Raw genomic sequence first — 13,387 nt, forward strand, 5'->3', positions numbered from 1 at the left:
GGACAATCCACGCGATTGCCCTCTTTCGTTACTCCCATAAACCACAACTAATATTATTTTAAGACCATGAAATATGACTTCATATCAAGGCCTTTTGGATTTTTGAGCGCATTTTGGATGATACTGCTGCCAATTGAGGGTCGGCATCCGGTACCCCTGTGCGCCACTGTAGGTTTATCGGTAGGGAATTTCCCTACTCTATTTTTCAATTCCACTAAGGGAATATTGACCGCATCTTCAAATTGCTTGATTTTTAATTGACCAAAAGTGGCTTGATTGGCTAATGGCTCAAACTGTAATGCAAAAGTGGAATAAAAGGCATTGCTAGCCACAGAAAGTGCAATCAGTACATTTTCCATATAGTTGGGCTTATTTAGGTTATAGTTTCAAACAAAGATATTTATTACCCAAGCGGAAAAATGTGATGTAAGTTACAATAGGGTATGATTTTACTTTGGATTTTCAAAATCAATCCATAATTGCTTCCCAAAATGTGAATGCTCTATTTCAATATTAAGATTGGAAAGCCCAATTCCAAACAGTCTGACGGGCAAGCTAAGCTCTTCCTGTTCCAAAAGCTCAATTACCGCTTGACGGATTTTTTCCTCCTCCGGGTATTGTTCAAAGGTTTTGCTTCGGGTATGGATTGTAAAATCCCGGTATTTGATTTTCAAGGTTACTGTCCTTCCTTTGATACCACTCTTTTCGATCCGCCTCTTCAGTTCTTCAAAAATCTCCATCAATGCCGGAATCCATTGCTCTCTCCCCATCAGATCCTTCTCAAAAGTATTTTCTGCACTGAGTGATTTCCGGACGCGGTTGGGTTGGACTTCTGATAAATGGATTCCCCTAACTATATTATAAAAATGCAGGCCGGATTTGCCAAAGCGCTTGGTCAGGTATTGCAGAGAGTACTGCTTCAGGTCATAACCATTATGAATTCCTATTTCTTTCATTTTTTCGGCAGTAACTTTCCCAATTCCAAAAAATTTCTCAATGGGTAATTTCTCAAGAAATGCCTCAGCTTGTTTTGGAAGAATCACAGCCTGACCATTGGGTTTATTGATATCTGAGGCTGTTTTGGCCAAAAACTTATTGTAGGAAATTCCTGCAGAAGCATTAAGACCAACTTCCTCCCTGATTCTCTTCCTTATTTCCTGGGCAATCAGGGTGGCGGAAGGATTGTTGACCTTGTTTTCTGTTACATCCAAAAAAGCCTCATCTAAGGAAAGTGGCTCCACAAGATCGGTATAATCATAAAAAATATCTCTGATCCGGTAGGAAAGCTCTTTGTATCTTTCAAATCTAGGTTTGACAAAAATCAATTGAGGGCATTTCAAAGCTGCTATTTTACCGGACATGGCAGACCTCACCCCGAATTTTCTGGCTTCATAAGATGCGGCTGCCACTACCCCCCTTTCGAGGTTTCCACCAACTGCCACAGGCTTTCCTATCAGATCAGGATTATCCATTTGCTCTACAGAAGCATAAAATGCATCCATATCGACATGGATTATTTTCCTGATTTTTTCCATTCTCCATTTTTATTCAGAATCTCCAAAATGGCTGAAGCTTTGAGGTAACATTCCTCAAATTCATAGCCTGCATCTGCATCAAAGGTGATGGCACTTCCTACTGCAAAATAACCCTTCCCGGATGCCTTATCAAAAATAATACTTCTGATTACCACATTGAAATCAAAATCACCATTTTGATCAACATAACCCAAAGCCCCAGAAAACCAAGATCTTTTGAAATTTTCGTATCGATCTATCAATTCCATGCATTTGATTTTGGGGGCACCTGTCATACTGCCCATAGGAAATGAAGCATGAATGATTTCCTTGAAATTAATACCATCTTTTAATTCTGAACTGACGGTAGAAATCATCTGATGCACCCTTGGGAATGCATAAACCCCAAACAATTCATCCACCATAACCGTACCTGTCCGTGAGACTTTGGATAAGTCATTGCGCATCAGATCTACAATCATCAGGTTTTCTGCTCTTTCTTTTTCAGAAGTGAAAAGCTTGTTTTTCAATATTTCATCTTCTTCCCGATCCTTACCTCTTTTGACAGTTCCCTTAATCGGCTGTGCAATCAGCCGCTTTCCATTTTTCTTTAGAAACCGCTCGGGCGAAGCACAGATCAAAAATGTATTTTGGGCTTTAAATAAGGCTGAAAACGGCATAGGAGAAACTGAAATGAGCTCTAAAAATCCAATTATGGGACTCCAGTTTTTCTCTTCGAATTCAAATGCCATGCAATAATTCATTTCATAGATATCCCCTTCTTCGATGTGGCTCTTGATAGCAAGTACATCCTGTATATACTTTTCCTTTCCTGTTAAAGCTTCAATCGAAACCTTAGGATTGGAATGATAATGGCTTTCAAACAAACTCTCAAAATGGAGCTCCCTGCCACTTTTGAAAAAAATAAAATTTGAATCCCATTCAATAGTTAGTTCAACCACAAAGAATACCACTTCAGGGCAGTTTATCAGCTCCGTGTTGAGACTCGTACAGGACTCAATTTGGTTTTTATAATCATAAGAGATTATCCCTACAAGCTCAGACTTACCCATTAGTCCTACTGCCTGATCCATACCGACACTCAGTTGTCCAGCCTGGATTTTGTTTGGGAAGCCACCAAACGGGTACCCCACCTGATAATCTCTAAAAATACAAAAATGGCTGTAGTGCCTGTCCACCCAATCCAACAAACAAAAAAGCCAGTTGTCTTTTGGAGGAATAGGAATTTTTGAAAAGAAAGTCATGGGACAAAGTTAAAGTAAAGACAAAAAAAAGAGGAAACTTGCGCTTCCTCTTTTTCTACTAAAACTTTGGATCAGTTGGCTTGAATATCAAACTGAACACTTACTGTGTTGTAAATAAATTGATCTTTGGCTTTGTCAACAGCATTGCTTTCGTCACCATAAGCCAATCCCCAAGCTGTTCTGTCAATGTTGAAGCCGGCTTTGGCAGCTACACTACCATTGGCAATAGACACAGTTGCAGGAAATTTGATGTTTTTGGTTACTCCTCTCATGGTCAGGTTACCGGAAATCCAGTGAGTTGGATTAGAGCTCAATTCAGAGTCTTTGGCAGGAGTATATTCTGTCACAAATTCCTCTTTGTCCTGAATTGATCCGGCAGAGAATGGTTCTACTGCGGTCAATTCGAATACCGCCTGTGGGTGGTTTTCAGCATCAAAGAAGTCTGCAGACTGCAAATGACCCCAAAGTTTACCATAGAATTCATTGCTTTCCTCCATGTCTTCTATCTTTAGGCCAGTAATGTCAAATACAAACCTTGCACCTGTCAAAGACTCACCTTCTACCATTACTTCGCCTTCAGTCAAAGGGATAAAACCCCAGTGTTTTCCTGCAGGCTTGTAACCTGTCCAGTTGATTTTGCTGGAAGAAGCATCTACAGCCAAGGTCATTCCAGAACCAGCTGCTACTTCTTGAGCATCACCAGTTTCCACGGTATTGTTACCAGGACCACAAGCAACTACCATTAATGCTGCTGCAATAAACAAACCAGTTTTTTGCAATAATTTCATAATTTTTGAATTTTAGTTTCGTGAATTAAATGTATATACACGAAAAACTAAAAGCGCTAAAAAAAGTTCACAAGTCTTTAAAAAAAAATAACTTTGAAGCTTTAAAATTCATAAACATCAGAAAATCAACCTGAAAAAAAATGGCTTTAATCAAAAGTGTAAGGGGATACAATCCGGAGTTTGGAGAAAACTGCTGGTTGGCGGATAATGCAACAATTGTAGGAGATGTAAAGATGGGAAAAAACTGTACTGTCTGGTTCAATGCAGTGGTCAGGGCTGATGTAAATGAGATCCGGATCGGCAATGATACCAATATTCAGGATGGAGCAGTCATCCATTGTACTTATCAAAAAGCAGGAACCTATATTGGCAACAATGTATCTATAGCCCATAATGCCATTGTTCATGGCTGTACCATTCATGACAATGTATTAATTGGTATGGGTGCGATTGTTATGGATAATGCTGTAATCCACTCAGGAGCGGTCATTGCTGCAGGTGCTGTGGTATTAGGAGGAACAATAGTGGAAGCTAACAGCATTTATGCAGGAATGCCGGCCAAGAAAGTAAAGGACATAGGACCTGAAATGCTGGAAGTAATCCAAAGGACGGCCCGCAATTACCCTATGTATGCAGATTGGTTCAAATGACCAATTAAGAAAAAATAAAAAATTCATTTTTAGCATAAATCACCCATTCATCTGGAAGAAAATTCTGTAATTTCCTTATTTTCTTCCTCACTAAAATTCTTTGCCCATATTTTTTTGCATATCACCAAAAGCCCACTATTTTTATTTAAACGTGAATCAGAAAATATGAAAGAAGAATACTTTAAGTGGTACTCTCCCCACCTCCACCGGGAGGTAGAAATGCTGGTTTTTGGACATAAGGGTTACCCGGTTATCATTTTTCCTACCTCAATGGGTTCATTTCATGAAAACAAAGATATGGGACTTGTAGGTTCGGCCCATTGGTATCTGGAACAGGGTTTAATTCAGATTTTCTGTCCTGAAAGCAATGATCGTAACAGCTTCTACAACAAGCATATCCATCCACATCAACGGATACAAAACCACATTGCTTATGACAAATTGATTACATATGAAATTGTTGAAAAGATTAGGCACAATACAGGTACCGGAAAGGTCGCAGTGGCGGGTTGTAGCTTTGGAGGATACCATGCTGCAAATTTTGCCTTCCGCCATCCAGGATATGTAAGTCATATGTTTTCCATGTCAGGTGCTTTCGAAATCAGGAATTTCATGGACGCTTATCAACATGAGGATATATATTTCAATTCCCCAATGGAGTTTTTACCAGGATTACATGATGGTGAATTATGGAAGATGGACATTGTCCTTGGAACTTCCAATTGGGACATCTGCTTCGATTCCAATATCAAATTGAGCGATGTACTGGAATCCAAAGGGATACGCCATTGGCTGGACGTCAGAAAGGACCGTCATCATGATTGGCCGGTTTGGAAGGAAATGTTCCCCCATTATTTGTCAAGAATCAAGTTCAACTAATCAAAATATTATTTATGAAAAAAATAGGAATTCTTTTTGGCATGGAAGATACTTTTCCCCATGCGTTTGTTGAAAGGGTCAATGAAAAAAAAGTAAGTGGAATAATTGCAGAGCCGGTTTTGATAGACAAAGTTTATCAAAACAGCCTGACCGATTATGCAGTAATTATAGATAGGATTTCCCAGGATGTTCCTTTTTACAGGACTTACCTGAAAAATGCTGCACTTACAGGAACAGCGGTAATAAACAATCCATTTTGGTGGAGTGCAGATGATAAGTTTTTTAACAACTGTCTTGCAGATCAGCTAGGGGTTCCGCTTCCAAAAACAGCTATTCTTCCATCCGCTGAGCATCCTACTGATACCACCTCCAAATCATTTAGAAACCTGAAAATGCCATTGGATTGGGAAGCTATCTTTGACTATGTTCAATTTCCTGCCTACATGAAACCTTATGCAGGGGGAGGTTGGAAAAATGTGTACCGCCTTGAAAATAAAGAGGATTTTTTCCAAAAACACCGAGAAACAGGTCAGCTGGTTATGCTTCTTCAAGAAGAAATCCAGTTTGAAGAATATTTTAGGGTGTATTGTTTGGGAGGTAAAGCGGTAAGGATTATGGAATATGAACCCAGAAACCCACACCATTTACGCTATGTGGTTAACCGTCCCCCTGCTGCAAAAAAATTATTGGCCCAAGTGAAGGAATATACTATTCGGCTTTGCCAGGGATTAGGTTATGATTTCAATACTGTGGAATTCGCAGTCAGGGAGGGGATACCTTATGCCATTGATTTTGGGAACCCTGCTCCGGATGCGGATGTGAATTCTGTAGGCCAGGAAAATTTTGATTGGGTGGTGGAAGAAGCCGCCAAAATGGCCATATCCTATGCAAAGGCCCAAAAGCCCGGAAAAATCAACCTCACTTGGGGTACTTTTATGAAAGATGCAGTCAGCATGGCAAAAAGATTCTGAAAATGAGAAAATTACCCGTTTTTACTCTTGGTGTAGAAGAAGAGTATCAGATTATTGACCCCGAAACCAGGGATTTAAGGTCCCATATGTCAAAAATTGTAGATGGGGCGAAAATATTTTTAAAAGAGCAGGTAAAGGCTGAAATGCATCAATCTGTGGTGGAAGTAGGTACCAATATCTGTCAAAATGTTGCAGATGCCAGAAAAGAGGTATCCTTCTTAAGGAAAAAAATCGTAGATCTAGCAGCTGAACAAAACCTAGTTGTAGGTGCTGCGGGAACCCATCCCTTTTCGAAATGGCAGGACCAGCCTATTACTGATGATCCAAGGTACCACATGATCATCAATGAACTGCAGGATACTGCCAGGTCCAACCTGATTTTTGGTTTGCATGTGCATGTGGGTATTGAAAACAGAGAAATCGCCTTGCAGATAATGAATCAGGCCTGCTATTTTCTCCCACATATTTATGCCTTATCCACCAACTCCCCTTTTTGGGAAGGTAGATATACTGGCTTCAAAGCTTATCGGGCACATGTATTTGCCAAATTTCCAAGAACTGGCCTGCCTGAATATTTCGATTCAGTACAAGCATATGACAATTTCCTGGACACTTTGGTCAAAACAAATTGTATTGACAATCCAAAAAAAATCTGGTGGGACCTGAGGATGCACCCATTCTTCAGTACCATAGAATTTAGGATTTGCGACATGTGTCTTACCGTGGATGAAACAATCTGTATAGTAGCTCTAATTCAAGCAGTTGTAGCCAAATTATACAAAATGTATTTAATGAACACAAGCTTCAATATCTACAGGATTGCATTGATCCGAGAAAATAAATTCAGAGCAGCAAGGTATGGAACAGAAGGATTGATGATTGATTTTGGCCAGAAAAAAGAAGTAGAATACAAGGCATTAATGCTCGAATTGCTGGAATTTATTGACGATGTGGTTGATGAATTGGGTAGCCGGGATGATATTAATTATATTCATAAAATCTTAGCTGATGGTACTGGCGCTGACAGGCAGCTCAAAGTCTTTCATGAAAAACAGGACCTTAAAAATGTGGTCGATTTCATAGTAGGTGAATTTACAAAAGGGCTATAGATTCAGGGAAATTAAGGACAACTGTAAGTTGTTCTTTTGCTTTAAATTTAATCATTATGCGATTTTACATTTAGTAAAATGTACAAAGAAGGTAATGCCAATATTATACCACACACCGATCCGACACAGACGGAAAAAGGTCTCTTCAATTTTTGCGAGACTCTTACTTCTTCAGAGTGATCATTCAAATACCCTGTTATTGGTAGATAGATTGAGGAATTCGGCTTAAATTTCGGGATTCAAACTGAATCATGATGAAAGAAAAAATCAAGATTGCTTTATTGGACATGTATAATGGAAAGCCCAATCAGGGCATGCGCTGCATACATGATATTGTGGGGAGGTTTCCGGAAGAGCTAAGACTTGATGTTTTCGATGTCAGGCAAAAGCATGAATTGCCCAATTTTGAAGATTACAATTTGTTTATTTCTTCAGGAGGCCCCGGAAATCCATTGGAATGCGATGGAATCTGGGATGCAAAATTCGGTCAACTCTTGGATGATATTTACCAATGGAACCAAATTCATACCCGAAAGAAATACATGCTTTTCATTTGTCATTCATTTCAGATGGCCGTAAAGCATTTTGGTTTGGCCGAAGTGAATAAAAGGAAATCTACTTCTTTTGGTGTCCTGACTGTTCACAAGACTGAAGAAGGAATGAATGATCCTCTGTTTGAGGGATTGGAAAATCCTTTTTGGGCCATTGATTCACGTGATTACCAGGTTGTGAAACCTCATCCCAAGAAGTTCAAAGAGATGGGGGCACAAATCATCGCCTTGGAAAAAATCAGGAACCATGTGGAATATGAACGGGCAATTATGGGGGTCCGTTTTTCAGATGAATTGGTAGGAACTCAATTCCATCCAGAAGCTGATCCTGTAGGATTTTTCAACCATTTGAAAAAACATGAAGTTAGAGAGGAAATCATTGCCTTAAAGGGCAAAGCAAAATACCTTTTCATGTTGGAACATGTGGTTGAAGAACACACTATTTACAAAACGAATGAAACCCTTATCCCCAATTTCCTGAGAAGGTCCATCCAAAAAATAAGGGAGCAGGAAAGTGTTTTAGTATAATCATAAACTTATGGTAGAAAAATACCGGGAACTTTTTAACAGCAATTTTAGCCAAGAAAAATATCAGGCAATGTTAAATGACATTGCAGGTGATTTCAATTACTTGCCTACTTTTAGAATAGCAGAGACTCCTTTCTTCATTTCAGACAAATTGAAATCCCAGATTTTGGAAGGATGCAGGCAATTGATTGAATTTGTGAAGAAAGCACAATTCAAATCATTGACAGACAATTCCTTGTTAGTCAATTATAATGTCCCAAATGAGGATCAACACAGCAACTTTTTGGCGATAGATTTTGGAATCTGTGAGGAGAATGGAGAAATAGTCCCAAAACTTATTGAAGCACAAGGATTTCCTTCTATTTTTAATTTTCAGCCCAATCTTTACAAAAAATTCATTAAGTATTACCCCTTTTTGAATGGACTTACTCCTTATTTGAACGGGATAGATGAATCCACGTATTACCAATTATTAGAAAGGACTATACTCAACGGAAATGATCCTGAAAATGTAGTGCTTTTGGAAATTGAACCGGAAAAACAGAATACAAAAATTGATTTTTATTACTGCCGTAAAGAACTGGGGATATCGGTGGTATGCGTTACAGAGGTAATTAAGAAAGAAAAGCAGCTCTTTTATAAGAATCAGGAAGGAAAAGAAATTCTGATCAAAAGGATCTACAATCGGGTCATCTTTGATGAATTGGAAAGCAGAAAAGACCTTCAATTACAATTTTCCTTTATGGATGAATTGGAAGTGGAATGGGCAGGGCATCCCAATTGGTTTTACAGAATCAGCAAATTTATCCTCCCCTACCTAGAAGGCCCTTATTTTATTGAGACCAAATTGCTTAGTGAATTAAAAGAAATCCCAGAGGATTTGGAAAACTATGTACTTAAACCCCTTTTTTCTTTTTCGGGATCCGGGGTCATATACCATGTCAACCGTACCGACATTGACTCTGTCCAGGACAAAGACCTCTATGTGCTTCAGAAAAAAGTCCATTATAAACCGGTCATAAAATCCATGGAAGGCTACGTAAAAGCAGAAGTCAGAATACTTTGTCTTTGGCCTGAAAAAGATGAAAACCCAACATTTGTAGGCAATGTGGTCCGATTAAGCCGGGGAGAAATGATTGGGGTTAAATTCAATAAAGACAAGGATTGGGTAGGAGGCACCATTGGTCTTTTTGAGAAAAAATAAAGAAACCCGGGGATTTACATCACCCGGGCAAACTTAAATCCATTATTTTCAATTTCTTCGATTGCCATCGGAAGAATTTACAGGTTGGTTTTGCATCCATGCCGGAGCAAGTTCTTTTTCCTCAAGCTTGACCAATACTCCATCTTCAAAGGTGGCAAGCACATAAAATCTATCTTCCCTATTAACTCTGTAAGTCTTCTGCTTTCCATCAATTCCAGAAAGGACGGCGCCCTTATTCTGTCTCAAGAATTTATTTTCAGTCATTCCTTGCTGAAACTCAGGTCTTACCCCACAAGAACCCAATAAAACAACTGTTACCAATAAAACGAGTACTCTTTTCATAATAAAATTTGTTTTTTCCACCTAAAACCCATCAAAAACTTTGCCATAAAATTTAGTACTGAAAATTAGGGTTTTAGCATTAAACAGTCACTTATTTTTTGAAGATTATTGCAGGAATATAAAATTGACGTACCTTTGTACCCAAGCGGCACGACCAGCTCCTGCTGAATCCCCCAGGTCCGGAAGGAAGCAAGGGTAGGCGGTTGTAGCGGTGCGATGCCGCTCTTTTTTTTTACCATCTTTCGATTTTACAATCTTCCATTTCCCCATTATTCCTTTAACTTTGTTGGCTAAACAAAAAAACCACTCTTTTCCTATGAAATTCTTTATCGATACCGCCAACCTAAGTGAAATCAGAGAAGCTTATGACCTTGGTGTCTTGGATGGTGTAACTACCAATCCCTCCCTAATGGCCAAAGAAGGCATCAGTGGAGAACAAAATGTCCGAGCACATTACAAAGCTATTTGTGATATTGTGGATGACAATGTGAGTGCAGAAGTAATTGCCACTGATTTTGAAGGCATGATCAAAGAAGGCAAAGAATTGGCAAAAATTGATGATAAAATCGTCGTCAAAATCCCAATGATTAAAGATGGCGTAAAAGCCATTAAATACTTCAGCAGCGAGGGTATCCGAACAAATTGCACCTTAATTTTTGGACCAGGACAGGCTATTTTGGCAGCAAAAGCCGGTGCAACCTATGTTTCTCCTTTTGTGGGCAGATTAGATGATATTTCTTATGATGGAATTGCCCTTATTGAGCAAATTGTCAATATTTATGAAAATTACGGATTCGCTACTCAAGTATTAGCTGCATCAATAAGGCATACCATGCACCTGATCAGGTGTGCAGAAATTGGAGCTGATGTAGCTACCTGTCCTTTAAAAGTAATCACAGGATTATTGAATCATCCTTTGACTGATAGTGGTCTGGCACAGTTCCTTGCGGATCATGCCAAAGCTGCAGGAAAATAATTGAAACAATTGAGAGGTTTTTTATTTTTAAAAACCTCTCCTCTTGTTTTGAAACAAATCCAGAACTTTTGAGTAATACCTACTTGAACCATCTATTAATTAGAAAACCGCTTTTCCATGTATATCATTAAAGTCAAAGGCAAGGCCAAAATCCCGGATTACATTCAGATCAGGGATGAAAATTTCGTTTTGGTGGCTTATTTCCGGGCAGATCGTCCTATGAAAAACCTTGAAAAATTTGGTTTGGAAGGAAAAGAAGATGCCTTGGAAGCTTTGATCAATGAATTGCCTTTTGGAAAACTTCAAAAACTGGAACTATAACCATGGTCTTTACAAGTGAACCCATCATACATATACAAAAAGCCTGTGTTTTTCAAGGCCTTGATGCCATACTTCAGGATGTGGATTTCACAATTGAAAAAGATGAATTTGTTTTTTTGATTGGAAGGACGGGAAGTGGAAAAAGTTCTTTACTCAAGACACTGTATGCAGACCTTCCTTTAAAAATGGGAAAAGGGCAAATTGTAGGATTTGAACTGGACAAAATCAAAAAGAAAGAAATTCCTTTCCTAAGAAGGAAATTAGGCATTGTATTCCAGGATTTCCAACTTTTTCACGATCGGTCTGTGGCAGAAAATCTCTTTTTTGTCATGAAGGCCACAGGTTGGAAGGACAAGTCCAAAATGAAAAACCGGATGATTGAGGTACTTTTAAAAGTAGGGCTGGCAGATGCTTCTTCCAAGATGCCCCATCAACTTTCGGGTGGAGAGCAACAGCGCGTGGTAATAGCCAGGGCATTGATCAACCAACCCTCCATTTTATTGGCTGATGAGCCTACAGGTAATCTTGATCCAGATGTGGCAGATGGTATATTTAAATTGTTTCAGGAAATCAACAAAGAAGGTACGGCAGTATTGATGGCCACTCATAATCATGACCTCCTTAGAAAATATCCCTATCGGGTACTTAAGTGCGAGAAAGGCAAACTGCTGGACAGCAAAACTTCAGACATAAGCATAGACACCTCTTATTATTAAAAGGTGTTTTTTTTTTCCATTTTAGTTTCATTTTTAAAAGAATTTGATGTAATTAAACTTTAACAGTAGTTTGTTGGTTTTTATAAATAAAGAGTGCAATAATGAAAAAACATTTCAGGGAAAATCTTACTTGGCCCTTATGGGCATTTATTTTGGTATTCGCATTAGGTTCTTGCCAGGATAAAGAAGATCAGCCAATAGCCTCAGCCAATGTAGCAACTAATGAATGGATCAAGGAGGTTATGGACGAGGTTTATTATTGGTTAGAAGACATGCGTACCCCTATTTCAAAAGATTCGGATCCCGAGGATTATTTTGAGTCTTTATTGAACAGGCCCACCGATCGTTTTTCAGCAATTTATCCGGATTATCAAGAATTGATAAACAGCCTTCAGGGTGTGAGCAGAGAAGCAGGATATGAAATTCTATTGGCCAGGGAAAGTAACCAGAATGAAAATGTTCTCGCCTTCGTAGTTTATACCAAAAAAGGAAGTCCTGCCCAATCGGCTGGATTATTAAGGGGTGATATTATCACGCAGATCAATGGTCAGACGCTGACCTTGAGCAATTATCAGAATTTATTGAAACAAAGGTCATCGGCCCATACATTGAACTTCTTTAGATTTGACACTGCTAGCAACTCCTATCGTCCTCAGCCACAAGTTTCCTTGGAAACGGTAATACTTTCTGAAAATCCGAATTTTTTGGACACAATCTACACAGTTAATAATCAAAAAATAGGATATGTCATATACCATTTCTTTGCTCCTGGGGTGAATGGAGGCAACCAATATGACCAGCAAATGGATGAAATTTTCGGGAGATTTAAGGCAGAAGGAATCAATCACCTCATCTTGGATTTCAGATACAATGGAGGAGGCTTTGTGGGTAGCGCAGTCAATTTGGCAAGTTTAATAGCTCCAAATGTTACTTCTCAGGATATATTCTCGAGAACAAAATACAACAGTTTCCTTTCCCAATTTGAACAAATCCGGGATTTGGAGATAAGAAGATTCAATACCAAAATGCAGAATTTAGGAAATATCCTTGAAGGCAACAGGGTTCACATCATAACCTCGGGCAGAACAGCTTCTGCAAGTGAACTGATTATCAACGGTTTGAAACCTTTTATGAATGTATTCCTTATTGGAGGCAGGACAGTGGGCAAAAATGTTGGTTCGATCCCTTTTGAAGATGAAGATAATCCAGATAATAAATATGGAATTTTACCTATTGTAACCATGATATTCAATAGGGATGGTAACTCTGATTATATCAATGGGTTTGTTCCTAATGTAGAAGCGAATGAACTTTCACAGCAAGTGCTTTTACCTTTAGGAGATCGTAATGAGTACCTTTTAAGTTTAGCGATCCAACAAATCACCGGAGTAGGTGCGCGGGTTAAATTGGTAGAAAGGTCTGATATGGGCAGTTCATTTGAAGATAAAATCAGGTTCGGCCAAATAATCGAAAATAAAATCAGTATCAAAAATCATCCATAAGCAATCAACCATGCCTTCTACAAGCAAATAAAGGAGGCATGGTTATCATTTTTACTCTGTTCATTTTTTCA

Annotated in this window: 15 protein-coding genes and 1 other RNA gene; 11 read left to right on the forward strand and 5 right to left on the reverse strand. The window is 38.8% G+C overall.

Annotated features, from left to right (window positions below; translation table 11 throughout):
• Positions 1 to 53 precede the first annotated feature (53 nt).
• The 4 genes from CLV48_RS03960 to CLV48_RS03975 all read right to left on the reverse strand — a co-directional run bounded on the left by CLV48_RS03960 (position 54) and on the right by CLV48_RS03975 (position 3,567).
• Complete coding sequence (locus tag CLV48_RS03960) at positions 54 to 359, reverse strand: rhodanese-like domain-containing protein (protein WP_106565895.1); 306 nt, start codon at positions 357 to 359, stop codon at positions 54 to 56.
• Positions 360 to 449: 90 nt separating this feature from the next.
• Positions 450 to 1,535 carry a DNA polymerase IV gene (dinB, locus tag CLV48_RS03965; protein ID WP_106565896.1) on the reverse strand — a complete coding sequence of 362 codons (1,086 nt, stop codon included), beginning with the start codon at positions 1,533 to 1,535 and terminating at the stop codon, positions 450 to 452.
• Positions 1,514 to 2,779: an anthranilate synthase component I family protein gene (locus CLV48_RS03970; RefSeq protein ID WP_106565897.1), complete on the reverse strand. Its 1,266-nt coding sequence runs from the start codon at positions 2,777 to 2,779 to the stop codon at positions 1,514 to 1,516. Before CLV48_RS03970 ends, dinB begins: the two co-directional genes overlap by 22 nt.
• A gap of 71 nt (positions 2,780 to 2,850) precedes the next feature.
• Positions 2,851 to 3,567 carry a YceI family protein gene (locus CLV48_RS03975; RefSeq protein WP_106565898.1) on the reverse strand — a complete coding sequence of 239 codons (717 nt, stop codon included), beginning with the start codon at positions 3,565 to 3,567 and terminating at the stop codon, positions 2,851 to 2,853.
• Between the two features lie 140 nt (positions 3,568 to 3,707).
• On the opposite strand from CLV48_RS03975, the gene CLV48_RS03980 reads away from it, so the two are divergent.
• The 6 genes from CLV48_RS03980 to CLV48_RS04005 all read left to right on the forward strand — a co-directional run bounded on the left by CLV48_RS03980 (position 3,708) and on the right by CLV48_RS04005 (position 9,459).
• Positions 3,708 to 4,217: a gamma carbonic anhydrase family protein gene (locus CLV48_RS03980; protein WP_106565899.1), complete on the forward strand. Its 510-nt coding sequence runs from the start codon at positions 3,708 to 3,710 to the stop codon at positions 4,215 to 4,217.
• A gap of 165 nt (positions 4,218 to 4,382) precedes the next feature.
• Entirely contained in the window at positions 4,383 to 5,096 is a 714-nt protein-coding gene (locus CLV48_RS03985; RefSeq protein ID WP_106565900.1) for an esterase family protein, read from the forward strand.
• A 14-nt stretch (positions 5,097 to 5,110) separates the two neighbouring features.
• Positions 5,111 to 6,067 (forward strand): ATP-grasp domain-containing protein, encoded by a 957-nt coding sequence (locus CLV48_RS03990; RefSeq protein ID WP_106565901.1) that lies wholly within the window; start codon positions 5,111 to 5,113, stop codon positions 6,065 to 6,067.
• Positions 6,068 to 6,069: 2 nt separating this feature from the next.
• Entirely contained in the window at positions 6,070 to 7,176 is a 1,107-nt protein-coding gene (locus tag CLV48_RS03995) for a carboxylate-amine ligase (protein ID WP_106565902.1), read from the forward strand.
• A 251-nt stretch (positions 7,177 to 7,427) separates the two neighbouring features.
• Complete coding sequence (locus CLV48_RS04000) at positions 7,428 to 8,255, forward strand: type 1 glutamine amidotransferase (protein ID WP_245889478.1); 828 nt, start codon at positions 7,428 to 7,430, stop codon at positions 8,253 to 8,255.
• A gap of 10 nt (positions 8,256 to 8,265) precedes the next feature.
• Entirely contained in the window at positions 8,266 to 9,459 is a 1,194-nt protein-coding gene (locus CLV48_RS04005) for a hypothetical protein (RefSeq protein WP_106565904.1), read from the forward strand.
• A 48-nt stretch (positions 9,460 to 9,507) separates the two neighbouring features.
• Here the strand turns inward: CLV48_RS04005 and CLV48_RS04010 are convergent, their stop codons facing one another.
• A complete protein-coding gene (locus tag CLV48_RS04010; RefSeq protein WP_106565905.1) occupies positions 9,508 to 9,801 on the reverse strand; it encodes a hypothetical protein in 294 nt (97 codons plus the stop codon).
• A 142-nt stretch (positions 9,802 to 9,943) separates the two neighbouring features.
• On the opposite strand from CLV48_RS04010, the gene ffs reads away from it, so the two are divergent.
• The 5 genes from ffs to CLV48_RS04035 all read left to right on the forward strand — a co-directional run bounded on the left by ffs (position 9,944) and on the right by CLV48_RS04035 (position 13,316).
• Positions 9,944 to 10,030, forward strand: an RNA gene (gene ffs / locus CLV48_RS04015) — signal recognition particle sRNA small type.
• Between the two features lie 87 nt (positions 10,031 to 10,117).
• On the forward strand, positions 10,118 to 10,777 hold the full coding sequence (gene fsa / locus CLV48_RS04020) for a fructose-6-phosphate aldolase (RefSeq protein ID WP_106565906.1): 660 nt from the start codon (positions 10,118 to 10,120) through the stop codon (positions 10,775 to 10,777).
• 117 nt (positions 10,778 to 10,894) lie between these two features.
• Complete coding sequence (locus CLV48_RS04025; protein WP_106565907.1) at positions 10,895 to 11,098, forward strand: fructose-6-phosphate aldolase; 204 nt, start codon at positions 10,895 to 10,897, stop codon at positions 11,096 to 11,098.
• Between the two features lie 2 nt (positions 11,099 to 11,100).
• A complete protein-coding gene (locus tag CLV48_RS04030) occupies positions 11,101 to 11,814 on the forward strand; it encodes a cell division ATP-binding protein FtsE (protein ID WP_106565908.1) in 714 nt (237 codons plus the stop codon).
• Positions 11,815 to 11,915: 101 nt separating this feature from the next.
• Positions 11,916 to 13,316: a S41 family peptidase gene (locus CLV48_RS04035; protein WP_106565909.1), complete on the forward strand. Its 1,401-nt coding sequence runs from the start codon at positions 11,916 to 11,918 to the stop codon at positions 13,314 to 13,316.
• Positions 13,317 to 13,387 lie beyond the last annotated feature (71 nt).

The organism is Cecembia rubra (genome assembly GCF_003014575.1).
GTDB classification, from domain to species: domain Bacteria; phylum Bacteroidota; class Bacteroidia; order Cytophagales; family Cyclobacteriaceae; genus Cecembia_A; species Cecembia_A rubra.